This window comes from Paracholeplasma vituli (genome assembly GCF_025446935.1).
GTDB lineage: Bacteria > Bacillota_I > Bacilli_A > Acholeplasmatales > UBA5453 > Paracholeplasma > Paracholeplasma vituli.
In genome coordinates, this window is record NZ_JAOEGN010000007.1 from 1 (window position 1) to 26531 (window position 26531).

32 protein-coding genes and 1 riboswitch are annotated in these 26531 nt (G+C 37.5%); of the genes, 20 read left to right on the forward strand and 12 right to left on the reverse strand.

Features of this window, described 5'->3' with window-relative positions; all coding sequences use genetic code 11:
• The 3 genes from N7603_RS04490 to N7603_RS04500 form a co-directional block, all read right to left on the reverse strand.
• A partial coding sequence (locus N7603_RS04490; protein ID WP_262096161.1) for a helix-turn-helix domain-containing protein occupies positions 1 to 229 on the reverse strand: 229 nt, incomplete at its 3' end.
• A 215-nt stretch (positions 230 to 444) separates the two neighbouring features.
• Positions 445 to 1053, reverse strand: a complete 609-nt coding sequence (locus tag N7603_RS04495) for a hypothetical protein (protein WP_262096162.1) — start codon at positions 1051 to 1053, stop codon at positions 445 to 447.
• 123 nt (positions 1054 to 1176) lie between these two features.
• Positions 1177 to 1833 (reverse strand): DUF975 family protein, encoded by a 657-nt coding sequence (locus tag N7603_RS04500; protein WP_262096163.1) that lies wholly within the window; start codon positions 1831 to 1833, stop codon positions 1177 to 1179.
• 218 nt (positions 1834 to 2051) lie between these two features.
• Between N7603_RS04500 and N7603_RS04505 the strand changes: the two genes are divergently transcribed.
• From N7603_RS04505 to N7603_RS04515, 3 genes are read left to right on the forward strand one after another with little or no spacing between them, the layout of a single operon-like run.
• Positions 2052 to 3050, forward strand: a complete 999-nt coding sequence (locus N7603_RS04505) for an ABC transporter ATP-binding protein (protein WP_373425368.1) — start codon at positions 2052 to 2054, stop codon at positions 3048 to 3050.
• Between the two features lie 50 nt (positions 3051 to 3100).
• Complete coding sequence (locus N7603_RS04510; protein WP_262096165.1) at positions 3101 to 3856, forward strand: ABC transporter permease; 756 nt, start codon at positions 3101 to 3103, stop codon at positions 3854 to 3856.
• A 1-nt stretch (position 3857) separates the two neighbouring features.
• Positions 3858 to 4643: an ABC transporter permease gene (locus N7603_RS04515; RefSeq protein ID WP_262096166.1), complete on the forward strand. Its 786-nt coding sequence runs from the start codon at positions 3858 to 3860 to the stop codon at positions 4641 to 4643.
• 29 nt (positions 4644 to 4672) lie between these two features.
• Here N7603_RS04515 and N7603_RS04520 read toward each other — a convergent pair whose 3' ends face one another.
• The gene (locus N7603_RS04520) at positions 4673 to 5707 is read right to left on the reverse strand and encodes a mechanosensitive ion channel family protein (RefSeq protein WP_262096167.1); all 1035 of its coding nucleotides are present in this window, start codon (positions 5705 to 5707) and stop codon (positions 4673 to 4675) included.
• Positions 5708 to 5855: 148 nt separating this feature from the next.
• Between N7603_RS04520 and N7603_RS04525 the strand changes: the two genes are divergently transcribed.
• From N7603_RS04525 to N7603_RS04535, 3 genes are all read left to right on the forward strand, one after another.
• A complete protein-coding gene (locus tag N7603_RS04525) occupies positions 5856 to 6392 on the forward strand; it encodes an NADPH-dependent FMN reductase (protein ID WP_262096169.1) in 537 nt (178 codons plus the stop codon).
• A gap of 74 nt (positions 6393 to 6466) precedes the next feature.
• Positions 6467 to 7987, forward strand: a complete 1521-nt coding sequence (locus N7603_RS04530; protein ID WP_262096170.1) for a sensor domain-containing diguanylate cyclase — start codon at positions 6467 to 6469, stop codon at positions 7985 to 7987.
• A 1-nt stretch (position 7988) separates the two neighbouring features.
• Positions 7989 to 9236 (forward strand): ClbS/DfsB family four-helix bundle protein, encoded by a 1248-nt coding sequence (locus N7603_RS04535; RefSeq protein WP_262096171.1) that lies wholly within the window; start codon positions 7989 to 7991, stop codon positions 9234 to 9236.
• Between the two features lie 73 nt (positions 9237 to 9309).
• Here the strand turns inward: N7603_RS04535 and N7603_RS04540 are convergent, their stop codons facing one another.
• The 3 genes from N7603_RS04540 to N7603_RS04550 are packed head-to-tail and all read right to left on the reverse strand — an operon-like array spanning position 9310 to position 11776.
• Positions 9310 to 10128, reverse strand: a complete 819-nt coding sequence (locus N7603_RS04540) for a MetQ/NlpA family ABC transporter substrate-binding protein (RefSeq protein WP_262096173.1) — start codon at positions 10126 to 10128, stop codon at positions 9310 to 9312.
• 18 nt (positions 10129 to 10146) lie between these two features.
• Positions 10147 to 10812, reverse strand: coding sequence for a methionine ABC transporter permease (locus N7603_RS04545; protein ID WP_262096174.1), 666 nt, complete (start codon positions 10810 to 10812; stop codon positions 10147 to 10149).
• Positions 10802 to 11776: a methionine ABC transporter ATP-binding protein gene (locus N7603_RS04550; RefSeq protein WP_262096175.1), complete on the reverse strand. Its 975-nt coding sequence runs from the start codon at positions 11774 to 11776 to the stop codon at positions 10802 to 10804. Before N7603_RS04550 ends, N7603_RS04545 begins: the two co-directional genes overlap by 11 nt.
• Before the next feature lie 67 nt (positions 11777 to 11843).
• A riboswitch (SAM riboswitch) is annotated at positions 11844 to 11930 on the reverse strand.
• Between the two features lie 160 nt (positions 11931 to 12090).
• Here N7603_RS04550 and N7603_RS04555 point away from each other — a divergent pair.
• The 6 genes from N7603_RS04555 (at position 12091) to N7603_RS04580 (ending at position 16629) form a co-directional block, all read left to right on the forward strand.
• A complete protein-coding gene (locus N7603_RS04555; protein ID WP_262096176.1) occupies positions 12091 to 12645 on the forward strand; it encodes a hypothetical protein in 555 nt (184 codons plus the stop codon).
• 102 nt (positions 12646 to 12747) lie between these two features.
• Positions 12748 to 13260, forward strand: a complete 513-nt coding sequence (locus N7603_RS04560; RefSeq protein ID WP_262096177.1) for a glutathione peroxidase — start codon at positions 12748 to 12750, stop codon at positions 13258 to 13260.
• Positions 13261 to 13695: a MarR family winged helix-turn-helix transcriptional regulator gene (locus N7603_RS04565; protein ID WP_262096178.1), complete on the forward strand. Its 435-nt coding sequence runs from the start codon at positions 13261 to 13263 to the stop codon at positions 13693 to 13695.
• The gene (ribD, locus tag N7603_RS04570; protein WP_262096179.1) at positions 13692 to 14774 is read left to right on the forward strand and encodes a bifunctional diaminohydroxyphosphoribosylaminopyrimidine deaminase/5-amino-6-(5-phosphoribosylamino)uracil reductase RibD; all 1083 of its coding nucleotides are present in this window, start codon (positions 13692 to 13694) and stop codon (positions 14772 to 14774) included. Before N7603_RS04565 ends, ribD begins: the two co-directional genes overlap by 4 nt.
• Position 14775: 1 nt before the next feature.
• On the forward strand, positions 14776 to 15978 hold the full coding sequence (gene ribA / locus N7603_RS04575) for a GTP cyclohydrolase II (protein WP_262096180.1): 1203 nt from the start codon (positions 14776 to 14778) through the stop codon (positions 15976 to 15978).
• Between the two features lie 3 nt (positions 15979 to 15981).
• On the forward strand, positions 15982 to 16629 hold the full coding sequence (locus N7603_RS04580; protein ID WP_262096181.1) for an HAD family hydrolase: 648 nt from the start codon (positions 15982 to 15984) through the stop codon (positions 16627 to 16629).
• Positions 16630 to 16667: 38 nt separating this feature from the next.
• On the opposite strand, the gene N7603_RS04585 is transcribed toward N7603_RS04580, so the two are convergent.
• From N7603_RS04585 to N7603_RS04595, 3 genes are read right to left on the reverse strand one after another with little or no spacing between them, the layout of a single operon-like run.
• Entirely contained in the window at positions 16668 to 17402 is a 735-nt protein-coding gene (locus tag N7603_RS04585) for an alpha/beta hydrolase (RefSeq protein WP_262096182.1), read from the reverse strand.
• A gap of 2 nt (positions 17403 to 17404) precedes the next feature.
• Positions 17405 to 17905: a hypothetical protein gene (locus N7603_RS04590; RefSeq protein ID WP_262096183.1), complete on the reverse strand. Its 501-nt coding sequence runs from the start codon at positions 17903 to 17905 to the stop codon at positions 17405 to 17407.
• Positions 17902 to 18879, reverse strand: coding sequence for a Gfo/Idh/MocA family protein (locus N7603_RS04595; protein WP_262096184.1), 978 nt, complete (start codon positions 18877 to 18879; stop codon positions 17902 to 17904). The genes N7603_RS04590 and N7603_RS04595 overlap by 4 nt, the downstream gene beginning before the upstream one ends.
• A 168-nt stretch (positions 18880 to 19047) precedes the next feature.
• On the opposite strand from N7603_RS04595, the gene N7603_RS04600 reads away from it, so the two are divergent.
• Positions 19048 to 19296 carry a hypothetical protein gene (locus N7603_RS04600; protein WP_262096185.1) on the forward strand — a complete coding sequence of 83 codons (249 nt, stop codon included), beginning with the start codon at positions 19048 to 19050 and terminating at the stop codon, positions 19294 to 19296.
• A gap of 20 nt (positions 19297 to 19316) precedes the next feature.
• On the opposite strand, the gene trhO is transcribed toward N7603_RS04600, so the two are convergent.
• Complete coding sequence (gene trhO, locus N7603_RS04605; protein WP_262096186.1) at positions 19317 to 20210, reverse strand: oxygen-dependent tRNA uridine(34) hydroxylase TrhO; 894 nt, start codon at positions 20208 to 20210, stop codon at positions 19317 to 19319.
• 235 nt (positions 20211 to 20445) lie between these two features.
• Here trhO and N7603_RS04610 point away from each other — a divergent pair, with 235 nt between their 5' ends.
• From N7603_RS04610 to N7603_RS04625, 4 genes are read left to right on the forward strand one after another with little or no spacing between them, the layout of a single operon-like run.
• Positions 20446 to 21663 (forward strand): BaiN/RdsA family NAD(P)/FAD-dependent oxidoreductase, encoded by a 1218-nt coding sequence (locus N7603_RS04610; protein ID WP_262096187.1) that lies wholly within the window; start codon positions 20446 to 20448, stop codon positions 21661 to 21663.
• Positions 21656 to 21979 (forward strand): TfoX/Sxy family protein, encoded by a 324-nt coding sequence (locus N7603_RS04615; RefSeq protein WP_262096188.1) that lies wholly within the window; start codon positions 21656 to 21658, stop codon positions 21977 to 21979. The genes N7603_RS04610 and N7603_RS04615 overlap by 8 nt, the downstream gene beginning before the upstream one ends.
• Positions 21980 to 21998: 19 nt before the next feature.
• Positions 21999 to 23054: a GGDEF domain-containing protein gene (locus N7603_RS04620; RefSeq protein WP_262096189.1), complete on the forward strand. Its 1056-nt coding sequence runs from the start codon at positions 21999 to 22001 to the stop codon at positions 23052 to 23054.
• Positions 23051 to 23281, forward strand: a complete 231-nt coding sequence (locus N7603_RS04625; protein ID WP_262096190.1) for a hypothetical protein — start codon at positions 23051 to 23053, stop codon at positions 23279 to 23281. The genes N7603_RS04620 and N7603_RS04625 overlap by 4 nt, the downstream gene beginning before the upstream one ends.
• A gap of 19 nt (positions 23282 to 23300) precedes the next feature.
• On the opposite strand, the gene N7603_RS04630 is transcribed toward N7603_RS04625, so the two are convergent.
• Positions 23301 to 24086 (reverse strand): pseudouridine synthase, encoded by a 786-nt coding sequence (locus tag N7603_RS04630; RefSeq protein WP_262096191.1) that lies wholly within the window; start codon positions 24084 to 24086, stop codon positions 23301 to 23303.
• Positions 24087 to 24236: 150 nt separating this feature from the next.
• On the opposite strand from N7603_RS04630, the gene N7603_RS04635 reads away from it, so the two are divergent.
• The 3 genes from N7603_RS04635 to N7603_RS04645 all read left to right on the forward strand — a co-directional run bounded on the left by N7603_RS04635 (position 24237) and on the right by N7603_RS04645 (position 26514).
• Complete coding sequence (locus tag N7603_RS04635; RefSeq protein ID WP_262096192.1) at positions 24237 to 24650, forward strand: SRPBCC domain-containing protein; 414 nt, start codon at positions 24237 to 24239, stop codon at positions 24648 to 24650.
• 73 nt (positions 24651 to 24723) lie between these two features.
• Complete coding sequence (locus tag N7603_RS04640) at positions 24724 to 25137, forward strand: hypothetical protein (protein ID WP_262096193.1); 414 nt, start codon at positions 24724 to 24726, stop codon at positions 25135 to 25137.
• Between the two features lie 117 nt (positions 25138 to 25254).
• On the forward strand, positions 25255 to 26514 hold the full coding sequence (locus N7603_RS04645; RefSeq protein WP_262096194.1) for an HlyC/CorC family transporter: 1260 nt from the start codon (positions 25255 to 25257) through the stop codon (positions 26512 to 26514).
• Positions 26515 to 26531 lie beyond the last annotated feature (17 nt).

The following is a 26531-nucleotide window of genomic DNA, read 5'->3' on the forward strand; positions in this document are numbered from 1 at the left end:
GAATAACCATTTGAGCTTGAGTAGTACTTAAGTAACGATAATGCTCACTATCTTTTAGTAGCTTATAGTTTTCGTTATAGGGTAAGTATTTTTGGGTTTGGATGAAATGTTGTCTAACATTATAAAGGGCTTGATTGTATAAACTTCTAGAAGCACGCATTAGGGATAAGAGAAACTGATGTTGATTAGGATTCAAATAGAGTCTAGTTTTTAGGGCTTTATAAGGCATAAATCGTTTCCTCCTTTCTACTTAAATTATACCATAAATGACTCATAAAATGTATATTTTATATGAATATTTAATTATGTATAATTATTAGAAACAAGGTGGTTTATAGAACCAATTAGCATGAATTTTATAAAACTTATAGAGTCTATATTCGATAAGTGAACAATAAAAGACGAACTTTCCTAACAGATAAAAAAAGCGAACACAGGGTTCGCTTAGAAATCATCAAACTTCACTTCAGTTGGGGCGGAAACAGTTTTTTTAACTTCAGCGTTTATATGATAGACCATCACATAACCGATGGCGAGTAACGAAGCTAAAATGGAATCTACAGTTGATACGGTATTGGCTAAACCAATTACGGGGAATTGAGTGAATATTAATAGTGTATAGCTAGGTGTATTGATTAAACCTAGAAGGATCGAAATCCCTTGAATGATAATAATCGCGTACATCGCACTACGTTTCTTAATAAATATCCAAGAAATCAATAGCGCAACACTTAGGCCTAATCTAAATAGGTTTTGAATGATTGGCCAGATGTGTTGAGATAACTTAAACACGTTATCCAAATTTACGATACCTGATAATACAGATATACCGGATAGAATGATGTACCCAATCAGAATATGATTTTTATCCTCACGAAAGAATCCAATGGTGAAGAAGACCATGACTGCGAGGTTAATCAACAATCGAATAACATACCAAAAGTTTGTAAAGCTCGAGGAGTAGGTGAGGAATACCCAAATACTCATCAAAATCGAAAGAATCCCTGTAATTAAAACGACTATCGCACCAATCTTTAAAATGTCTTTGTTCATAGTTAACTCCTTATAATCTGTAATGTAATAATTTCATTTCTATCATATCACAATCACAAAGATTTATAACGAATTTTTACGAATTAAGTAAAAAAAGATGCTTTCGCACCTTTCTGAAACAATTTATTTTGCAGTTGGATTTGTTTCTTCTTCGTTAGGTTCTTTATCGATTTCGATTGCCTTTGGTAATTTGACGACTTTATGGGGTTCTTCATCTATCTTTTTGGGTGAGGTGATTTCCCTGAAGAACATCATATCCACGATCATAATTTCCGCGAAGATGAGTGGTGTGATGAGCATATAGATAAAACCGAATAGACCACCAATCACAGGTAAGAAACGTCCAATGATGGCGATGACCAAACTTAAGATCATCGGTACTAAAAGGCCTAATAATCTCAACAAAAACAAATTAATCTTGTTTCCATTCATAACCTCAAACGATTGTTTAAACGCTTCGGAAGTCGTAATCTCAGGATTTAAAGTAATAAGATAAAACAGTGGTGCAAGTGCAAATGCAAAATAGATCCCAGGAATGAAGAATAAGAAGAACCCAGCTGCAACCACAACCATTTGTAATAAAGAAGTAATCAATAATCTTAAATAACGGTCAGCAGTCATATCAATCCCACGTAGGGTTTCAAATAAATCGGCTTCCCCTTTTTCTAGGAAGGATTTAAAGAACGATACCGACGCAATCAACGCGATCGGTGTTAAGATCGGAATGAATAAACAGAGGATAAAAATCACAGAAAACAACATGAGTTTCAATAAGTTCATGAAACCCTTCTTAAAGACGAGCCTATAAGCCTCGATATGGTAATTCACTAAACGCATAATGCCCCTTTCTCCCTCAAAGGAAAACGTCTTTACGAGGACGTTCTTGTCAAGTATATTATAGCCTACTAAATTAAGTTTTACCAAAAATAATCCATCCTATTTAGAAATGATGATGTTATAATGGTTTTGGACTCGATAAAAGAGGTGTCGTTATGGAAATTATTAAAGTCGAACATTTAAAAAAGGATTTTATCATCTACGAAAAAGAACCCGGTCTTAAAGGGGTTATTAAAAGTTTTTACAACGCAAAGAAAATCATTAAAAAAGCAGTGGATGATGTCAGTTTTACCATCAATCAAGGTGAAATCATCGGGTACATTGGACCCAATGGCGCTGGTAAGTCAACTACGATTAAAATGCTTACAGGGATACTTACCCCTACCTCAGGAGAGGTAAAAGTAGATTCTGTCATTCCTTATCAAAAAAGAACATTAAATGCTAAGAAAATTGGGGTTGTCTTTGGTCAACGTACCCAGCTTTGGTGGGATTTACCCTTAATTGAGTCTTTTACAGTTTTAAAAGAAATTTATGAGATCAGCGATATCGATTACAAAGAACGCCTTTCGTACTTTAGCAATCTATTTGGTCTCGATGAATTCATCAAACAACCGGTTAGACAGCTTTCCCTCGGACAACGCATGAAAGCGGACATTGTCGCATCCTTATTACATAATCCAAAAATTCTATTTTTAGATGAACCCACCATTGGATTAGATGTGATTGCGAAAGAAAATATCCGAAAAACGCTAAAAGATATTCATGATAAATATCAAACCACCATCATCTTAACCACCCATGATCTAGCCGATATCGAAGAACTTTGTGACCGAATCATGATGATTGACCAAGGTAAGATCATTTACGATGGCAGTCTTGAAACCATCAAAGCGAAGTTTGGTTCAAAGAAAATTGTGTGTTTCACCCTAAAAGCGGATTCTATGATGGATTTAACCGTATTTGATCGTTTAAAGAAAAAAGACCCCGATTTGATAGCCTCTATCGAAGATTCTAAATTGACTGTAGTATTCAATAAACTCAAAATTAAAGTCGGGGATATCATCACACCTGTCCTCGCTCAAACCGATGTCTTAGATATTGATATTTCCGATGACCATCTCGAAAATATCATCAAAGCCATCTATAAGAATGGGTTTTAATGTCTAAAATTAGAAAGTATATACCGTTTTTTAGAACGAGTTTAATGAATATGCTCATATACCGGGGTAGCATCGTTTTATGGCTTTTACTCGATGTATTCCAGTTCTTCATGATGGTCTTTTTATGGATGAGTGTATACAACCACAGTGACAGTATTCAAGGGTTTACGCTTAATGAAATGTTACTGTATTACTTATTAACCAACTTGTTTTTTGTGTTTTCAGATACAGAAACCATGTATATGATGAATGAAGAGATTAGAGAAGGTCGAATCAGTATGATGCTGATCAAACCCATTTCATATAAAGCACGACTGTATTCAGAAGTATTCGGAAGAGTAATCGGGATTTTCTCGCTCACTCTGCCGATTGTCTTATTGACAGGCACCGTTATAGTACTCGCTTTTAATATGCCATTAGATATTCGTATTTTGAATGTTTTGATTGCCGTATTATTCATACCTTTAATTTTTATGATGATGTTTGAACTTTCCTATTTTTTCGGGACCATCTCCATCCACATCACCAATGTGTTTGGACTTGCCATTCTATTCAATGTCATGATTAGAGTCTTATCTGGTCAACTGATACCTTTAGCACTGTATCCAAAAAGTTTGCTAAACATACTATCTTATTTACCATTTAAGTACATGAGTTATCCTGTTTTAATTATTTTAAACAAAATTCCTCTAAGTGAAGCTTACACAGGCTTAGTCCTATTAGCCATTTGGGTCGGCATATTCTTTATGCTCAGTTCATTAACCTTTAAAGCCTCGATGAAGAAAATTGTGGTATTTGGAGGCTAATATGAGATATCTAAAAATATACAGTTTGTTCTTTAAACAATATTTAAAAGGTTTAATGGAATACCGTGTCGATTTTATCATCGGCATGGTTGGGTTCTTATTCACCCAAGGTACAGGTTTATTATTCTTATATGTTATTTTCCAAAACATTCCTAACTTAGATGGCTTTAGCATCCATGAAATCTTGTTGATGTATGGGTTATCCTTAATACCAAAAGGCATTGATCACTTGTTTTTTGATAACATTTGGCTACTGCCTCGCTATGTTAGACAAGGTGGAATGGACCGCTATTTATTAAGACCAATCAACGCCTTGTATGTGTTTTTAATTGAACGCTTTCAACCGGATGCGTTTGGAGAAATTATATTAGGGACTTTCTTAGTCATCACCACGCTATCGAACTTACAACTTCAAATTGGGCTAGTTCAAATCTTGGTAATTCTATTGACCTTGTTCCTAGGGATCATTATATATACGTCGTTAAAACTGGCTACCGCATCCACATCATTTTGGCTTAAAAACAGTTATCCACTCATTCAAGTAACCTATAATTTGAGTGATTTCATGAAATATCCGATTACGATATTCCCTAAAGTCATGCAGATTATATTAACCTTCATCATCCCATTCGCATTGGTTTCATTTTATCCAACGATGTATTTATTGGGTCGAATCCACATTATTGAAATGCTATCACATATTATTTTGATTACAGCAGGGATGATATCTTTAGGCTTATTTGTTTGGCATAAAGGTTTAAAACACTACGAATCAGCAGGCAGTTAAGGAAAGAAAAAAGGGAGTGTTCGCTCCCTTTATTTTTTTTGTGTAACTACTATTTGTGGAAATGGAATTTCAATGTTGTTCGCATCCAAGATTTCTTTGATCATTTTGCGCATGCCACGTTCGACAGCGTAGTGTTGTTCATTTTCTGTTTTCGCGATTGCCCTTAAAGTCACTTGAGAAGCTTCTAAAGCGGTCACACCAACCACCGTTGGGTCTTCAACAACTTGAGGAAAATCCTTTTTTAAGACTTGAAGTTCTTTGGATAATAAATCGATAACCTGTTGGACATTTTCTTTATAACCAATACCAAACTCAACAACAGCGACTGAAATATTTCTAGAATAGTTGATGAGATTGTTGACTTCACCATTTGATAAAATCATCACATCCCCTTTCCAGTTACGAATACGGGTTGTTTTGAGACCGATGTCTGATACTGTACCTTTAAAGCCTTTGACTTCAACAGTGTCTCCAACATCAAAGTGTTGTTCAAAAATGATGAAGAACCCAGCAATTAAATCATTGATGAACTTTTGAGCCCCTAAACCGATGACCAATCCCATGATCCCTAATCCAGCGAGAGCTGGCAAAACATTGACGCCCCAAATGGCTAAAACAATTAAAATTGTGAGTAACGCTACAGTGTAACGAATGATGCTTAAAGTGACTTTCGCAATCGTTTTTTTACGTTTTTGAGCGGGTGTTGGTTTAACCCAAACTTTCTTCAAAGCGACTTTCGCGATTCTTGTAATCATCATTGAAATGAAAATAATCAATAATGAACCAATGATGCGTGAGAGTGACGATTCAATTGTTTCGATGGCAGAAGTACTGAAGTCTTGAATGAGGGTGTTGTAGTCAAATGACCAAATCCATAGAATCAATAAAAGCCCAAAAGTCATCAAGAAGAATGAAAAAATATAAATCAATATAATGAGGTATTTATTTAAACGATCCTCGCGTTTCTTAATCCATTTGTTTTCTAGTATAAAGAACACGACTAAGAGTGCAATCACCCCTAGGCTTGCTCCAAGATTAAGATAGGTTGAATTGGATAGTAACATAGATATCCCGCCTTTCTAGAAATAGTATAACACAGTTATAAATAATTCGTAAACAAAGCTCATCGAAACTAATTTCGATTTCGAAGCAAATAGTTTGAAATCGAAATAGTTGTAGGGTATACTGTAGTTATTATGGAGGAAATTATATATGAACACATTAAACATCGGGATTATTACAGGATCGACAAGAGAAGGCAGAGTCTCCCCACAAGTTGCGAAATGGGTATTAGATTACGCAAACGCACAAGGCAAAGCGAACTTTGAAGTCATCGACATCAAAGACTACAATCTTCCATTTTTAGGTGAAGGCTTTAACGCAGGCGTTACAGAATTCCAAAACAAACTTAAAGCCATGGACGGCTTCATTTTCGTGGTTGCAGAATACAACCACTCGATCACTGGCGCATTGAAGAATGCATTAGACTGGGCTAGAGAAGAATGGAATAACAAATCTGCAGGGATCGTATCATACGGGTCTGTAGGTGGTGCAAGAGCAGCGGAACATTTAAGAGGCATCTTAGGTGAACTTCAAGTTGCTGACGTAAGAAGCCACGTTCTATTAAGCTTATTCACAGACTTTGATGGGCAAACCTTCAAACCACAAGCCCTTCACAAAGCAAACTTAGATGCGTTACTCGATCAAGTTGTATTGTGGGGAACCGCTTTAAAAACCGTTAGAAAATAACTACCTCCGGGTAGTTTTTTTTTGGCTTTTATTCAGAATAAGATATACTATATATAGACATTGGGGGTGTTCTTATGAGTTTCGATGTTAGAACACTGTTTTTAGCAAACTTGATCATTTATTTGGTGAATATGGTTGCCATTATTTTACTTTGGGTAAATAACCGAAAACGTTATAAAGGGATTTTCGAGTGGGTAGTTGCAATCGTATTGGTATTTATTGGGAATTACTTAATTTTATTTAGAGGTCAAATTCCCGATTTCATTTCCATCCTGGTCGCAAATATTCTGATTATGATTGGTTTTCAGTTTAATATTTATGGGATTGTCAAATTTTTTCACATCAAATACCACATCTTTTATCAATGCTTCTTTAGTTTCTTATATACAGCTTTATTCACCTACTATACCTTTGTTGAACCAGACCTCAATGCGCGAAACGCACTAGTTGGGTTATTAGGTTTATTCACATTTGGTAGTATATTTTATTATATTCACTTTCAGTTATCTGCCTACTTTAAGCGGTTAACCAGACAGTTTGAAGTGATGCTCGTGTTATTCATGGGTTCGAATTTATTCAGAATCGTTTATTCGATTGTGTACCCATCGAACCACGACGACCTGTTCTCCAATCACCCACGTGATGTCTTATCGAATGTGTTTGTAACGGTATTCGCGATTATACTGCCATTATCCTTAATAATATTAGTCAATAGAAGAGCACTGGATGAAGTCGATATTGAAGAAGATAAATTCAGAAATGCCTTCGAACAATCCCCAATTATGATGATCATCTCTAGACTTCAATCGGGTGAAATTTATGATGTTAATGAAGCTTTTCTAAATACATTTGGATATAAAAAAGATGAGATTATTGGTAAGACTACGAACCAACTAAAGATGTGGGGACCAGACTTACAAAGAAGAGACGAAATCATTAAACATGTTCAAACAAAAGAAGGCATTTTCAATATGGAGGTCACCTTCTATAAGCCAAATGGTGAATCTATTGATGCGGTCTATTCTGCGCGTATGATCAATATGTTTGGTGAAGACTTCTTGATTTCAACCGCTTCAGATACAACTCTCTTGGGTAGAGCGAAGCGTGAACTCATCTATATCGCTACCCACGATGCGTTAACAGGCTTACTGAATCGTCACGAACTCGAGCACTACTTTCAAGAACTTAAAGAGCAGTTTACGAAGAATCAAAAATCCTTCTCGCTCATTCTCATTGATTTAGACCGCTTCAAAGCAGTTAACGATACCTATGGACACAATGTCGGGGATAATTTATTAGTACTGATTGCGAGAAAGTTAAATCAGTTGTTTAAAGATCACTTTGTCGCTAGATTAGGTGGCGACGAATTCATCATCTTAATTAAGAATTTAAGTTCAGAAACCGAACTGATTAAATTCATCATCAAAGCGAGAAACGATATTACGAATATCAATAATATTGAGGGGAAACCCATTGATATTGGCGCTTCCATCGGGTTTTCTGTTTATCCAAAAGATGGTGTTTACTTAGAGGATTTGGTTCGTACAGCGGATAAGATGATGTACAATGAAAAGGATTCGAAACGGAGGGTTTAAGATGGAATACAGAAAAGAATCTCTAATTGAAGAAGCAAATAAAGTTTATCAAGAATTGATGAGTCTTGTTCGAGATACCGAAACTACACCCTTTTTATACAAGGGCAGAGACTTTAATCACCGTGACGTTTTATATCACCTCATCGCGTGGCACAAAATCTTATTAGATTTGTATAAAACCAATCCTAACCCACCCATTGAACTTAAAAAAGGGTATACCTGGGCGAATCTAGAAGCCCTCAACTATACGTTTTTAGATGAAGGTCGAATTTACCCACTTCATGAAGTTAAAAGGATGTTAGACCATAGTCATGAAAGTGTTATACAGTTAGTGATGACCCTTAGTGATGAAGACCTAAATCAAAAGAACCGCTATCCGTTTACAGGTTCATCTGTTTTAGGTGAATTTATTGATGAATGCTTAGCCCTGCATTATGGCTGGGCAATGCGTACGATCGGATTTCAATTAGGCGACCCAACTTTAAGACAACTATTTGATACCTTATCCAAGCGTAGTGAAATCGACGCATTGGTCCTAGGGGGTTCTCGTGGTAAAAATAAAGGTGACCAATGGTCGGATTACGATATTTATATTTACCTAAATAGTCCTTTAAAAGTAGAAGACCGTAAAACCCTTTTAGACCCTTATATGAGCTTAATGGAATATAACCATCAATTCTTTGAAACAGAAGACGATGGGGTACTCAAAAATGGTATCGGTATTGAATTCATTTATCGAAGTTTAAAGGATTTCACACAGTTAATCGAACAAAACTTAGCCTTAAAATTGAATAGGGGTTATAGCACGTGTTTTATCGATAATCTGCTCACATCGAAAATCATCTTTGACCGTGAAGGTCAGTATGAACGCCTTCAAACCCATGTAAGAGTCGCTGATAAGAAAGCTGTATACAAAAAAGTAGTCGAACAAAATGTCCCACTACTTTATGGCACACAACCGGCTTTATACGACCAAATTGTAAAAGCAGCGAAAAGACATGACTTAGTCGCGATTAATCACCGTTTAACTGAATTTCTAAGTTTATTCTTTGATACTTTATTCGCGATTAACCACGTCAATCATCCAGGTGAAAAACGCATGCTCGAACTTGCTAATCACTTACTATTTAAACCAAGGAAAATGGTTGAGACGATTGAAAGTGTATTAAAAGAACACGCATCACAAGAAAGTTTAATCGAACTAGAACGATTAACCAAGGATTTGATTGAACTATCCAAAAAGGTCTAAATTTATTTTGTTGTCTATAAATAATATATAAAAAGGAAATCACTCGTATAAAGATCGAGGATTTCCTTTATTTTTAGTTTGTATAAGGTATCACTGACCCACCATAAGTGGTAGTGATAAAGTCTTTTACAGCTTGGCTATTCAAAATTTCTGCGAGGGCTTTAATCTTATCTGAATTGAGTAAACTTGGTGTAACCGCTACGATATTCACATAAGGATTGTTACCAGTAGACTCAATAAAGATAGAATCGATAAGCGGGTTTAAATTGCCTTCTAAAGCATAGTTTGAGTTGATGATGTATAAATCTGCTTCTTTAGAGTTATACGCTGAAATTAAGAAGTCTGGGGACACATTCGCTTCAATGACTAAGTTCTTTGGATTGGATGTAATCACTTCACTGAAGTTAATGCTTGTAGATAAAATATCAAAATCTTCACTCAAGGCGATGAGTCCTGCTTGAGCGAGCAGATTTAATGCACGTCCATGGTCTGAGGTTGAGTTCGATAATAACACCTTGGACCCATTTGGAATCGCATCTAATGAGGCGATGGTATTCGCATAGAGTCCAATCGGTTCAATATGAACATAAGAAGCGATTTCTAGGGTTTTATTTGGGTTATCTAAGTTATACTTTGTTAAGAATGGAACGTGTTGGAAGAAATTCGCATCCGCGTCTCCAGCCGCAACAGCTGGGTTTGGGAAGTAGTAATCCGAGGTCACGATGACCTTTAAATCGTACCCGCGTGCTTTTAATAAAGGCTTCGCGAAATTAAGAATCTCAGCGTGTGGTTTTGAGGTCGCGATGACTTTAATGGTTTGTTTGTTATCCTGACAGCCAGCTAAAGTTAAAATAGTGGTTAGTAAGGTAATCAATGTAATGATTCGTTTCATAATAAACTCCTTTTTATGTTAATTGTGGTTTACAAGTTTTGATAAAGCATCACCCACAAGTTGGATGACTAATACAAGTAGTAATAAAGAAAATATCGCTACATACATGAGTGGGTAGTTGTTGCCAAACTTGCCATTTTCATAAGCAAGAAAAGCGAGACCACCAGCACCAATCACCGCTGCAGCAGACATGAAGCCAACCAACGTGACTAGGGTGAGTGTAAAACCCGAAACAAGTTGTGGGAAAGCTTCTTTGAAGATAATACGGACGAGTGTTGGTTTCGACGCACCCATGGACAATAAAGCTTCAATGGTTTCATTAGAAACGTTTTTTAAGGCGTTATGGACTACTCTCGCGAAAAATGGTGAAGCCGATACAATTAAAGCCGGTAAAGCCCCTTCCGCTCCAAGCATGGTGCCCATGATTGCACGGGTAACTGGGATCATCATAATGAGTAATAAGATAAACGGTATCGACCGTGCAACATCGTTAGTCACCGATAGTATACGATAGAATAGGCTTCTTTGCAAACTCGGCTTTACGAATGCGTCATTTTCTAAGATATAAAGTAAAAATCCAATTATTAATCCAAGTATTAAAACAAACGCCCCTGTACCAAACGTTAGGAAGAGTGTTTCCTTTAATGCGGATAGGTAATTTTCAATATCTTGATTAGAAAACATAAGGGTTCACCTCCACTTGATGTTGTTTCAAGTATTCGATGGCTTGAGCTTGATTCAAGCCTTCAATTTGTACATATAAGAACCCAATGGAATCTGTTTTGAGTTTCAGTGTTTTCGCATACTTGATATTCACGTCAATCCCATAAGTCTTAATACAATTCGATAAAATGGTTTCATCGGCATTTTTATGAGAGTAGATTAACTCATAAAGATTGGGTAGGTTCTGTTCGTATTTTTCTGCATATAATAACGATTTAGAAACACTCGATTGAGGACTCACAAAGAGGGACTTCACATCGGTATCCTCAACGATTGACCCTTGGTCCATGACAATGACTCGGTCACACAAGGCTTTGATGACTTCAATTTGGTGGGTTATGAAAACAATAGTAATATTGGTTTTCGAATGAATGTCTTTGAGTAAGTCCCAAATTTCTAAAGCGGTTTTAGAATCTAAAGCAGAAGTAGCTTCGTCACACAGTAATATCGATGGGTGATTCGCTAGGGCTCTACCAATACCCACACGTTGACGTTGTCCTCCCGATAGGGTTTTTGGATAACTATCCTTTTTATCAGATAAACCGACTAAGTCTAATAATTCGATGATGCGTGTATGTTTATCACTAGGATACTTCGCGATATCTAAGGCGAGTTTAATATTGTCATACACCGTCATCGAATGGATCAAATTGAAGTGTTGGAAAATCATCCCAATCGTGTGTCGCATTCGGTCAATTGCCTTTCGTTTGTCCGTCGAAAGACTTTCCTTGTTGACGATGATTTCACCTGATGTGGGTTGGATTAACCCATTGATCAATCTTACAAGGGTACTTTTACCTGCACCACTGTAGCCTAAAATACCCACAATCTCACCGTCGTGAATAGTAAGGTTGATGTCTCTTAGCGCAACTAATTTGGATTTTTTTTGATCAAATATTTTATTGACCGATTTGAACTCAATCATATGTGACTCCTTTACAAATAAAAATGCCTATCGGGTCGCGATAGGCAGGATGTTTATTGAAAACGTACGTCCATCGCTTATAGCTTTACCACCGTGATTGCTCTGGTTGGTAGACGTTCATCGAGCTATATCTCTCCCGTCTTCTTGATAGTCATATTAAATTAGTCTCATTCTATCACACCTGAGATTTCGTTGTACAGTGGAAAACATATGAAACCGTTTTTACCCATAATCCCCCATGATTTTAGTTATCTAAGTCAATCCTTTGATTAATGTGTTCATTTTTCTTATACTGTTTTTAGAGGTGAAATTGGATGAAAAAAATATTTACCATCGCGCATATAGTATTAGTAGTATACGCCATCATTCATTTAGTAACACAATTCCATATTACCAATGCCTTTAAGGAATTAATCCAGTTAGAAGCAGACCCTTATTTAATTTCTGTATTTAATTTGTTGGGATTATTTCCACTGGCGTTCTTGTTGTTTGGATTAAGATACATGAATATGACCAAACCGACTTGGATAGGTTTATCATTAGGGTTTATGCTCGGTGGGTTTGCATTAATCATTCCATTTACAAGACAAGAACTCAAGAAGAATACAGTATCTAGTAAGGTACATATAATAGCTTTGGTAGGTTTAATTGGGGCGATTCTCACGATTGGCTACGGACTCATTTTAGGTAATTTCTCAAATTATATGAGTGCCTTTACTAGTGATTCCTTTGTCCACATCATGACCATCGATTTTCTCTTCCTATATGGGCTATCCATCCTACTCAGTTTCAAGGTGTATAAGCAACCTTGGTTCTCAATGATCCCAGTGATTGGCTTTTTCTATCTCATATTCCAAGACGTTGACTAAGGACCGCTTTCGGTCTTTTTTCTTACTACGGTGTGAATCACTTGAATTTCAAAGTCTATTTGATAAAATTAAATTGAATACAATTAAATGGAGGGTTTGAATATGTCAATTTACAAGTTTGAGTTTAAAAAAGTGAATCAACAAAGCGTATCGATGGAACAATACAAAGGAAAAGTTCTATTGATATTTAACAGTGCTACGAAATGTGGCTATACCAAGCAGTATGACGCAATCGAAGCACTCTATGAAAAATACCACGATAAAGGCTTAGAAGTCTTGGACTTCCCATCCAATCAATTTATGAATCAAGCTCCAGGTTCGAGTAAAGAAATCGCATCGTTTTGTCAAATGAAGTTTGGTACGAAGTTTGAAACCTTCGATAAAATCGACGTCAATGGCAAACAAGCCCATCCATTATTTAAATTCTTACGCACGAAGAAAGCTGTCGATTATCCAAAAACAAAACCATCCTTAATCGATCGCTTACGTGGTATTGATTCCATTAAGTGGAATTTTACGAAATTCTTAGTTGACCGTAATGGTAACGTTGTTTACCGTTTTAGCCCAAGCTTTACCCCTGAAGAAATGGAGCGCTTCATCAAGGAGCTCATTTAGATGAACTGGAAACTCGATGAACAACTCTGCTTTTTACTGTATGCGAGTTCACGTAACGTCATTAAAGCGTATAAAGAAATATTGGATCCATTTGGGTTAACCTACACCCAATACATTACGATGATTGCTTTGTGGGAACAAGACCATCAACTCGTCTCTGAACTGGGTGATAAACTCCAACTCGATTCAGGTACACTCACACCACTTTTGAAGAAGTTGGAAAAAGACGGTCGTGTCACACGTATTCGTGACCACGCCGATCAACGAAAGGTCTACATCAGTTTAACCGATGCCGGAAAAGCCTTAGGGGAGGCTTGTAAGGTAGTACCTGAACGGTTATTACAATGTGTTCAAATAGATAAACAAAAAGCGAGAGAACTCTATTTTATTTTAAAAGATGTCTATAAAGACTATCTAGAGGATGACAAATCATGACCGAAACCGAAAAACAAAACTATATGAAAAGAGCCATTGAACTGGCTCAAAAAGGGGAAGGTTTTGTCAATCCAAACCCTCTAGTCGGCGCACTCATTGTTAAAGATGGGAAAATCATAGGGGAAGGCTATCATATGCAATATGGTGGGCCACACGCCGAGGTAAACGCCTTTAATCACGCAACAGAAGATGTCGAAGGGGCGACGATGTTTGTCACCTTAGAACCCTGTGCACACTATGGTAAAACGCCACCGTGTGCCTTAAAGATTATTGAAAAGAAAATCAAAAAAGTGATTGTTGCGAAAACAGACCCTAACCCACTGGTGAATATGAAAGGCATTAAAATGCTACAAGATGCTGGAATCGAAGTGGAATACGGTTTAATGAGCGACGAAGTTGAACTACAAAATGAAATCTTTTTAAAATACATTCAAACCAAAACACCGTTCGTATCGATTAAATACGCGATGACTTTAGATGGTAAAATCGCGACTCGAACAAAGGATTCCAAATGGATTTCGAACGAACAATCGAGAGCTTATGTCCACCAACTTAGAAACAAACACATGGCCATTATGGTTGGTATCAATACTGTAATCGAGGACGATGCCAAACTCAATACCCGACTCGATGGACCGCATCGCGATCCGATTCGAATCATCCTTGACCCTGAACTGAGATTGCCTAAAACCGCGTTTGTGGTTAGAACAGCGAAAACACAACCCACTTGGGTCGTATCCAAACGCTATGATCAAAGCTTAGTTGACTTAGGCGTCCGAATCATTCAAATGGCTGAAATCGATCTCAAGCAATTGATGAAACAATTGGGTGAAGAAAAAATCGACTCGGTCTTCATTGAAGGCGGGTCTTATACCCACGGTTTAGCCTTAGAATCTGGCATTGTCGATAAGGTCTACACCTTCATCGCCCCGAAACTCATTGGGGGAAAAGACGCACTTACACCTGTCGGTGGAAAAGGTGTAGCGCTCATGAGTCAAGCCTATCAAATAACAAATATCCGATATCGAGCTTTTGGTGAAGACCTCTTGATATCTGGAAACATACTAAAGGAGCAGTAATATGGATAACTTATTTAACACAATCGAAGAAGTACTAGAAGACATCAAAGCCGGTAAACCTGTGATTCTCGTCGATGATTATGATACAGACAACACAGGGGACTTTGTGGTGGCTGCCGAAAAAATCGATGAAAAAACATTGAAACTGATGGAAACGTATGCCCAAGGCATCATCAACATCACTACTGAAAAGGAACGTTTCCACGCGTTAGGTATTCAAGCGTTATATGAACAAACCATTACCGCTTACCAAACTGCAAAAGTCATGTCTGTAGAATTAAACAATCAAGCAGACCGCACCACCAAAACCCTACAAACCATTCAAGCGATTATTAACCCAACCACTCAACCCAATGTGTTCAAACAACCGGGTGTCATCTTCCCAATTCAATACCGTCAAGGCGGCGTATTGAAACGTGCTGGTAGACCGGAAGCCTCTGTCGACTTAGCGAAGCTTGCAGGCTTATACCCTGCTGGGGTTACTTCAATCATTCTAAAATCAAGTGGTGAACCGTATCGTTTATATGAACTTAGAAGCCTTGCTCAAGAATTAGGCTTAAAGTTCACAGCCGTTTCCTCATTAATCGAATTCCGTAAACGCAGCGAAAACTTCATTAAGCGTGCAGCGGAAGCGAACCTACCAACCAGTCACGGTGAGTTCAGAATGATCGGTTTTGAAAACGCCATCAGTGGTGAACACCACGTCGCTTTAGTTAAAGGCGATATTAAGCCTGGCGATGAAGTTTTAGTTCGCGTTCACTCTGAATGTTTAACCGGGGATGCGTTTGGTTCAATGAAGTGTGACTGTGGCGAACAACTCCAAGCCGCACTCGATAAGATTGAAGCTGCGGGCAAAGGCGTCCTCGTATACATGCGTCAAGAAGGTCGCGGGATTGGTTTAATCAATAAAATCAAAGCGTATAACCTTCAAGACCAAGGCATGGATACCGTCGAAGCGAATCTTGCATTAGGGTTCGCAGAAGACTTGCGCGATTACGGGATTGGCGCTCAAATCTTAAACGACTTAGGTGTAACCAAAGTCAAACTCATGACCAACAACCCACTCAAACTTTCAGGTTTAACAGGTTATGGTATTGAAATCAGTTCTCGTGAACCAATTCAACTGAACCACAATGAACGTAATGAGTTCTACATGAAGACTAAAAAAGACAAAATGGGCCATATGCTCAAATTCAAGGAATAAGGTATGCAGTATAAAACCATTTGTTTGGATTATGATGGCACCATTCACGACAGTATTCAAATCTACTATAAAGCGTTTCTAAAAGCCTATGAGTATTTAGTAAACAACAACTATCAACCCAAAAAGAACTGGACCAAAGATGAAGTGAAAAAGTTTTTAGGACAAAACCCACCTGAAATGTGGGCGTCTTTTAAACCAGCAATTCCAGACGAAGTAATCAAAGTGGTTTCAAAAATGATTGGTGAAGCGATGAAAGATGCGATTCTGAATCACGAAGGCGTCTTATTTGATGGGGCCTTAGATACCCTTGCGTATTTAAAGGATAAAGGGTATAAACTGGTCTATTTATCCAATTCAAAGAACTTGTACATGGAAATCAATAAAGCAGAGTTCAAACTCGATCGTTATTTCGATTTATTTGTCTCTTCAGAAATGTATCAATATATCCCTAAAAAAGACATCTTAGGACAATTAAAAGCAGATTTACCAGAACCCATTTTAATGGTGGGTGACCGTATTCACGATATGGAATCTGGACACGCGAACCAAATTGATACCGTAGCTTGTTTATATGGCTATGGCAGTGAAGCTGAATTTGTTAACGCAACCTACCGTATCGAAGACATCAACGAACTAAAAAAAATACTATAAAAAAGCCGTCTACCGAGAAATCAGTAGACGGCTTTCGCTTATTTATCAAATAAAAATGGCAATGCTTTTTGAAGGTTTCGGTCCCAATATTCCCAACTGTGTTCACCGGAATCAAATATAAACCTATGATCGACTTGGTGTTCATCTAAGAATTTTTTGAATGCTCGGTTATCTTCAACTAAGAAATCATCGGTACCACACGTAAACATCAACTTAGGTAGTTTACCGGATTTCAAATCCTTTAAGACTAAATGACGTAAATCGTTTTTGCCAGATACCTGTTTACCGAATATTTTATCAAATACCGGTAAGCGATGACTCATCCAAGGCAAACTACGAATGAAATCCGGGTTCATCACACCAGATAACGAAACCGCCTTAATGAATTTCTTTGGGTGTCCTAATGCGAATTTCATCGCGCCATAACCACCCATGGACAACCCTAAAATATAGGCTTCTTTTAACAGTGGAAGCACCGATTCCATATAAGGCACCAGTTCCTTCATAAAGTAGGTTTCATAGGCTAATCCCACTTGGTGGTCAGTGTAGTAAGCATTGAATCCACTAGGCATGATTACACAGGCACGGTAAGCCCACATGTAGCGTTCAATCGATGTAAAGCGACTCCAGTCTTGATGGTCGCCGTTATACCCATGTAAAACATAAAATGGTCTCAAGCGTTCGTTTTTTTCTAGTTTATCTGGAAGTAACACACTCACTGTGGTATTCATTTCGAGTGCTTGAGAGAAAAAGGTTAATTCGAGTTTAGCCATGGTTAATTCTCCTCATAATAAAAATACTTGATTTGTTCAGGTTCACCGTAGTTGCCATATCGAATCTCGATGTGAGTATCCGATATGTCGATCGAGCAAAAGGACATATCGTCAATGAATGCACAACTGAACCGTTCTTGGACGAATAGGTTATCTTTTTTATAGATTCGATAAGTACCATTGAAGAAGAAACTGTGTCTATATATAACCCAATCGCTGTTAGGTGTTTTAATCTCCTCAGGGATCATCAATAATGTGAGTGTCCAAAAGAAGGCCACAAATAAAAACATAAAAGCAGAACTCACAATTTTGATTGTCTTCGATTTATTGACCATCATATAACCGAAAAACGCCATAACACTCGTAAATATGAGATAAATATATATAGGGGTAGGGGTTAGGAAATCTAAGATAAAAAACGTATTAAGTATTCTATCCAGTAGGAAAAAAGTGAACCCTAGAAAAAATAAGATGACTGAAATAACTAAGATCGGTTTTTTCATAATAGACCTTCTTTCGGATAAATTAGACCAATACGTTTACGGATCGCATCCATTTGACTCAAAATTTCTAAAGTATCTTTGGTAGTCATATAGGGATTGGTATAGGTTTTAGTCTCTATGGCTTTTACAAAAGAACGAATCTCATACTCATAGCCATTGATAGCATAAGGGGTTTGAATATGTTTAATCTGTTTTTTGTTTAAATCGTAAATGAAGGCTTCATGGGCTCCCCAAAACTTAGGAATATGGATCGAACCTAACTCACAAATGAAATATGCGTCATCGCCATAAAAGGATAAGAAGGAAGCTTCTAAATGTGCTTTCGCGTTTGGATAATGATATGTAATATCTAACGTCCCGTCCACACCCGTTTCAGTCATTTGAGCGTTAACTTCAAACGATTCGGGTACTCCTAAAAAGATATTTGCATAGGTGATTGGATAAATTCCAATATCGAGTAGGGCACCTCCACCAAGATTGGGATTATATAAGCGGTTAGAAGGATCTTTTTCACCCACAAAGGTGAACTTCACAGCCATGTGTTTAATCGCCCCTAAATACCCACTGGATAATTCTTTTTTAAGTGTATAGATGAGTGGCAAGAACCTCGTCCACATCGCTTCCATGACATATACACCTTGTTTGTTCGCCTCATCAAATATGTGTTTGGCTTGGGCTTCATTTAAGGTAAAAGCTTTCTCGCATAGAATGTGTTTTTTATATTTTAATATCTCTAGCATTTGCTCATAATGTAACCCATGTGGGGTTGCAAGATATATCGCATCGACTTCAGGGTCTTGTAAAAGGGCTTCATAAGATCCATAGGCTTTTTGGTAACCATATTGCTTTTGATATTCTAAGGCTTTATCAAGTGAACGACTACCAACCGCTTCTAAGTGAATCCCACTTTCTTTAGCGGCTTTGGAGAAAGCATGGGCAATCGCGCCAGCACCGATTAATCCAAATTTGATCATAAAACCACCTCTTAAAATCATCTTAACATATTCATAAAGAAATAATAGAAAAAAATACGCAAACTTAAAAATAAAATTATTAGAGTTTGTTTCAAAAAATAGTGTAGCATTTCTTTCATTTAGCGATATAATATAGCAAAAGATACCAATTTTGAAGGGGGAATTCACATGAGAGCACTACTTAAACTTGTTTTACTGGTTTTATTGGCACTAACCACCATATTCTATTTTCTACCTTTGATTGAAAATGCAGATTCTTTAATCAATGTCGTTTCCAATTTTGAATTTAGTATGGCATGGGTCGAAAGTTTATATGTTGAGGTTGCAACCGTGTTAACGTTTGGCCGTGACTTAATGTTACTGATGATGTTTGAAGTGATGTGCATCATCGCACTTAAAAAAGAAAAAAAAGCATAAAAAATAAGACCTCGTTGGTCTTATTTTTCTACATAGCGATTTCTTGGGTGGATGCGACAAGCGTCACTACATGACCCACGGAATCGTTTTTCATTTTCTTCTGTGCATAAGAATTGTTTATTACATTCAGGGTTCGCACAGTTGATGTAGCGTTCACACGGTTCACCGGTAAAAAAGTCTCTACCAACCACACGCGGGTTGACCCTATTTACAGGGACGGCGATACGGTTATCAAAGACATAGCATTGACCATCCCAGTAAGCCCCTTGTGCAACCGGGTCTTTACCATAAGTCACGATACCGCCATGAAGCTGACCGACATCGTCGAAACCTTCACGTTTTAACCAACCACTGAACTTTTCACACCGTACGCCACCTGTACAATACGTAAGAATCTTTTTACCCTTAAAACGGTCTTTGTTTTCACGTATCCAGTTTGGGAGTTCTCTAAACGTTTTTATTTCGGGTTTAACAGCGCCTCTGAAATGACCTAAATCGAATTCATAATCGTTACGTGCGTCAATGATGATGGTATCGGGGTCTGAAATGCGTTCAAAAAACTCTTTCGGTTCGACATAACGTCCTGTAAGTTCTTTTGGATTAATATCGTCTTCAAGACTGAAGTTAACCAGTTCGTTTTTGACACGAACATGCATTTTCTTAAATGCGTGTGCATCTGCCTCATCGATTTTATAAGTAACCCCTTTGAAGTAGTGGTGGTTTTCCATCCAAGTGATATACGTATCGACATCTTGAGTTAGTCCAGAGACTGTACCGTTGATGCCTTCCTCTGAAATATAAATACGACCTAGTAGGTTGATGCTTTTACAAAAGGTTAAGTGTTCCTCTCTTGCAGCCTGTGGGTCTTCAATTTTAACATAATGATAATATAGTAATACGCGATAATCGTTCATAAAAGCCTCCAATTGCCTAGTTATACTATAAAGAAATTAAATAAGATATTCAAAGAATATGCCTAAATCAAAAAAGAAAAATTATAATATGAACCAATAAAAAGGTGTGATTCACACGTATATAAGGTGCTGGTCCACAAAAACCAGTCTCCCACAGTAAAAAGTGCAGACTTTTCTGCACTTTTTTTCTACGTAATCGGCTTTTACTGTATAATGAAGAATGAGGACTAAACGTATGAAAACATTAGACTGTATCGTCATCGGAGGCGGGCCGGCTGGGTTGATGGCCTGTAACGAATTAGGCGAAAGTGTAAACTATATATTATTAGAAAAAAACGATAAGGTCGGAAAGAAACTGCTCTTAACCGGTGGAAAACGTTGTAACATTACAAACAACCTACCTGTGAAGCTCTTTATCGATTCTTTAAACATAGCTCATAAACGATTCTTATATCCAGCGCTTACGCAGTTTGGACCTAAGGATGTCATCGCGTTTTTTAATACACGAGGACTCGAATTAGAACTTGAACAAAACTTCAAATACTTTCCAAAAACAGGCAAAAGCCAATCGGTTTTGGATGCTTTACTGTTAGGCATCCCAAAAGAACGTATTCATTATAAAGAACCCGTAAAGCGTATCACCAAAGTAGAGGATTTATACTTAGTAGAAACAGAATTAGAACAGTATCAGGCAAGAGATTTGATTATTGCAGTTGGATCGAATGCTTATCCAACCATGGGGTCAAGTGGGGATGTTCTTTTGTTTGCGAAACATTTGGGGATTCCTTATAAACCATTCACACCTGCGGAAACCTATTTATTTTCAGACAAAGTCAAAACCGATTACGCCGACTTACAAGGTGTCGCATTGACCACGAATTTACGTATCAACACCGATAAGAAATCGCACGAAGGGGATATTTTATTTACCCATTTTGGTGTATCAGGTCCCTTAATACTCCATTTATCTGAACTCATCTATGAGCGTATAGAACATGAAAAAGTGATCCTCTATATTGAACTTACAGAACAAGATCCCATCCAAATCTTTAATGAACGCAGAACTACTAAAGACACCATTCAAACGGTCCTAGAAGAACTCACCACAAAGCGATTAGCCAAAAAGATTTTAGAATTATCCCAAATTGAAAACAAACGGGTTTCAGACATGAAGAAATCAGAAATCCAAACCCTAAATCAATACCTAAAAGCATTTGATATCCCGATTGACGGTGTCGAAGTAAAGGAAAAGGCTTTTGTGAATGCTGGTGGTATTGATGTCAAGGCGTTATCCCCACAAACCATGGCCTGTTTAGAATACCCTGGACTACACTTTGTTGGCGAATCCACAGACCTTCAAGGACCGATTGGTGGATTCAATATCACGATTGCGTTATCTACAGGAAAGCTCGCTGCGAAAGATGTCAAAGAAAGGTTATCACATCATGGCTAGTTCGTTAGATTATGTACAATACCTAGAAGAGAAGTTAAGTCTTTTTTACCGTGTGACATACCGCAAAATGTTTGGCGAGTACATGATTTATATTGAAGACAAACCAACCATTTTAGTATGTGATGATCAAGCTTATTTGAAAATCCACCCTGTCACGACCCCGATTTTAGCTCAAAATGAAACGGGCTATCCGTATAAAGGTGCTAAATTGCATTACTTACTTGATATCGATGATTTAACAAGAACGAAAGAAGCCATTGATGCACTATGGCCAGAAATCGTTGTCAAACAAAAGAAGAAGAAAAACACCATTTAGGCGTTTAGAGGCCACTTTTATGCAACAAAAAATGAATTATGTGGATATTGAAACCAGACAATATTATCACCAAGCGAATTTAGTCTACTTATCGACCATCGCATTGGATTTCATCATTGTTCCAATACTATTTTTTACAGACAGTATGATTGCCTTTTATGGCAACCTCATCGGGATGGTAATCGCGCTACTCGCAGTTTACTTAAACAAGCGGAAACTTTACGGCATTTCATCCTTTTTATTCATATTGACCATTACACTATTAGGGGTCATCCAAGTTTTACTATTTGGATTAAACTCTGGATTTATGTACTATTTTTTCAATATGAGTGTGTTGATTGTTTATACAAAATGGCCCAAAAGATTGAAACTTTTGGGTGTAATCATGGAGATTGTGTTCTTTCTAGGCACATTTCTTTACGCGATCGGAAATCCACCTATACACCCATTAACCGATAACTGGATTACATTCTTACACATCTTAAACTTCCTCTTAAATATTACAGGGGTAGCCAACTCAGCGTATTACTATATTCGAATCGCGAGTGATGCCCAACAAGCACTATCCAAACTCGCGGCTACAGACTATTTAACTGGCGTTAACAATCGAATCTCATTTGATGCGTACATGAAGGCTAAGAAAACGTCTTTTCATAAAACAAAACGTCCCTTTGGTATCCTTATGATTGATGTGGACCATTTCAAAATGATCAATGACAAGTATGGCCACGAATGTGGAGATAGCGTTCTAGTTGGGGTTTCTAAACTCTTGAAAGAAGAACGTGGTAATCAAGATTACGTAGCCAGATATGGTGGCGAAGAATTCGTATATATGACCGATATTTTTCAAACCCATACTTTAAGTGAGATTGCGGAAAATCTAAGAAAACGCGTGGAATCTCATGTATTCATGTATCAAAACAAGGCAATCAAAGCAACCATATCGATTGGCGGTGTTTTCATTTCTAGAGACTCTAAAGCATCGGATGAAAACTGGCTATCGAGTGCGGATCAGTGTTTGTATCAAGCTAAATCAGAGGGTCGAAACCGTGTAATCGTGGAGGCGCTAGTATGAAATCTACATTTTATGTCTCAAAACTCACCTGTGAAGGGTGCACCTGTGGTCACTGTGCTCAAATGTTAATGATTGGATTGAAATGCCACATGGATATTCAAAAAGTAACCCCAAACTATAAAGAAAAAACCCTCGAAATCGAATTTGAAAAACCGATGAACAATCGTAAACTCATCAGCTTTGGTAGACAAAAAGGGTATGAGATGCAACTTCTAGAAAATGAATAAGGACGCCTGCTGGTGTCCTTTATTTTTGGATAGCGCGATTGAGTTCTTTCAATTCATCGTTGGTTAAATAGCGGTAGTACCCAAGTGGAAGGTCCTTTTTGGTAATGTGCATGATTCGAATGCGTTCAAGGGTAACCACTTCATACCCTAAAGCTGTTGTCATCCGTCTGATCTGACGATTCATTCCTTGTTTCAAAATGATTCTAAAATGGGTATCGTCTTCTTGGATAAGCTTACACGGTTCAGTTTGTTGGTATTTCTTTGTCTTGAGGTTAAATATAACAACCCCTTGTTCCATATAATCAATAAATGCTTTTGTTAAGGGTTTATCGACTTCTATAGAGTATTCTTTTTCATGACCATATTCAGCTCTTAGAATCTTATTTACGATATCCCCATCGTTGGTTAAGAGAATGAGACCTTTAGAGTCTTTATCTAAACGCCCAATAGGAAAAATGACTTCATCTAAGTTCATATAATCGACAATATTGTTTTCAATATGACGTTCTGTCGTACATACGATGCCTTCAGGCTTATTGAGAACGATATAGACTTTATCTTCAATGGGTTTGATTAGGGTATCGTTGACTTTCACAACATCGTTTTTTTCTACGCGCATCCCAAGGGTTGCTAATGACCCATTTAAAGTAACAATCCCAGATTGGATCAATTCATCGGCTTTACGGCGTGAACAGTAACCACTGTCTGCGATATATTTGTTGATGGATATCCCTTTATCTTTAATATGTTCAATTTTAATGTCTTCACTTTGAAAGACATGAGTTAATCGTTTTGCGTGTTCCATAGTATCACCAAAAGACATTATACTCGATTTACCCAAAGAATGCGAAACTTAAACTTAATTTAGAAATATAAACATAAAACCCTTATTTCAAAGCACATGATTTGGTAGATGTATACTTTTTGAATAAGATAAAGCCAAAAGAGGTGATTTATGATGAAAGTTTCGATTCACACAACGATTTCAAAACCGCTTGAAACGATTTGGAAAGCCTATATTACACCAAAGGATATTGACCAATGGAACCACGCTTCACTCGATTGGGAAACCGTAGGGTCAGTCAACGATTTTCGTGTAAATGGCTTCTTTAAGTACCCAATGCGAGCAAAAGATGGTTCATTTGGGTTTGACTTTGAAGGTCAGTACTTAGAAATTACACCACTCAAGTATATTAAGTATCGATTACTTGACGACCGTGTCGTTGAAACAAAGTTCAGTCAGCTCCCTAAAGGGGTCTATATCGAAGTCGTATTTGACGCAGAAAGTGAAAATCCAATCGAGATGCAACGCGGTGGGTGGCAAGACATTCTAGACGCCTTCAAAAACTACGTAGTAACCCTCAACTAATCTAAGTAATATCGGTTGTAAAATCGATTGAAATAGCATATAATGGACTGGATTACGAGAGGAAAATATACCCATGAAAATAACCGATGAAGCAAAATTAATGTTACAAGATATCTTAAAGAAGGAAAACTTTAACTGCGTAATTGCAGGTTTACACTACCACTGTTCATGTGGGGACTCGACCGTTCAATTCGGACTAGGAAACATCGAAGATGGCGATTTAGTCTACACCTTCAATGACATTCCAGTTGTGATGGAAGCGGAAACCTTACCGAGAACAGAACTCATCACCATTTATGTTGAAAATGGCGAATTGATGTTTTTAGACGAAGCAGAATTCGATGAAAACGAATCCAACTGTGGCTGTGGACATGATCACAATCATGACCATGACCATGCAGGCTGTGACTGTGGTCACGACCACGATCACGAAGGCGAATGCCAATGTGGTCAAAACGAAACTTGTAATTGCGGACACGAACACTAAACCTTAGGGTTTGGTGTTTTTTCTTAAAATACGCATAATATTCACATTTTTTCTCAATTATGATATAATACTACATGTCGTAAAAATACTTATTCAAGGAGAATATAAAGCCCATATATGGACAGTGACAGTAGTATCTATTTGATTTTAATTGTAATTAGCATCATCCTTTCCGGATTCTTTTCTGCTACAGAAACCGCCTTTTCAACGATGAATCGTATTCGTATGAAGAATCTCAGTGAAAAAGGGAATAAGAATGCCAGTCTTGCAATCAAGCTGCATGAACGTTATGACGTCTTCATTTCCACGATTTTAATTGGAAATAACATCGTCAATATTTTAAGTGCTTCCTTAGCAACCATCCTATTTGTTCAACTTTTAGGACAGGACTTAGGTGCCACGATTTCGACGATTGTTACCACCATTGTCGTCTTGATATTTGGTGAAGTAACCCCAAAATCGATTGCAAAAGAATACCCGGAAAAATTTGCGTTGTTTGCAGCACCGATTGTAAATGTATTAGAAAAGGTGTTCCTACCATTTAATTTTTTCTTCAAACAATGGAAAGTTTTGATGTCTAAAATCATTAAACCCAATGAAGATCGTAGCATTACCGAAGAAGAACTCTTAACCATCGTTGACGAAGCCCAAGAAGGTGGCGGTATCAACGAAACCGAAGGCACGCTCATCCGTAGCGCCATTGAGTTCTCAGAATTAGAAGCCATTGATATTTATACCCCACGTGTAGACATGGAATGCATTCCAGTGGATGCGACCAAAGAAGAAATTCAAAAAGTCTTCGTCGAAACCGGGTACTCGAGATTACCTGTTTACGAAGGCAATATCGATCATATCATCGGAATCATTAACCACAAAGATTTCTATAACTATGTATACAGCTCAAATAAAAATATAAATGAAATTATCAAACCTGCGTTATACATCACAAAGAATAAAAAGATTGATATGCTCTTAAAAGAACTTCAACTTAAGAAAATGCATATCGCCATCGTCTTAGATGAATTTGGTGGAACCGTTGGTCTCTTAACCTTAGAAGACATCCTAGAAGAACTGGTCGGTGAGATTTGGGACGAACACGATACCATCATTCATGAAATCGAAAAGATCAGTGACAACGAATACCTCGTTATGGGGAATGCGAACGTTGACAAGTTCTTTGAAGTGATTGGTAAAGACGAAGAATTAGACGTCTTAACCGTTAATGGATGGGTCGTTGAAACCTTAGGCCATATTCCAACTGAAAAAGAAGTGTATGAAGCCAACCAAATCCGATTCGAAGTTTTAAAGATGAATGGAAAACGTATCGAACAAGTGAAGATTACACTGATTCCAACCTCTGAAACACAATCCGAATAATTAACAAGCCGCTTGGC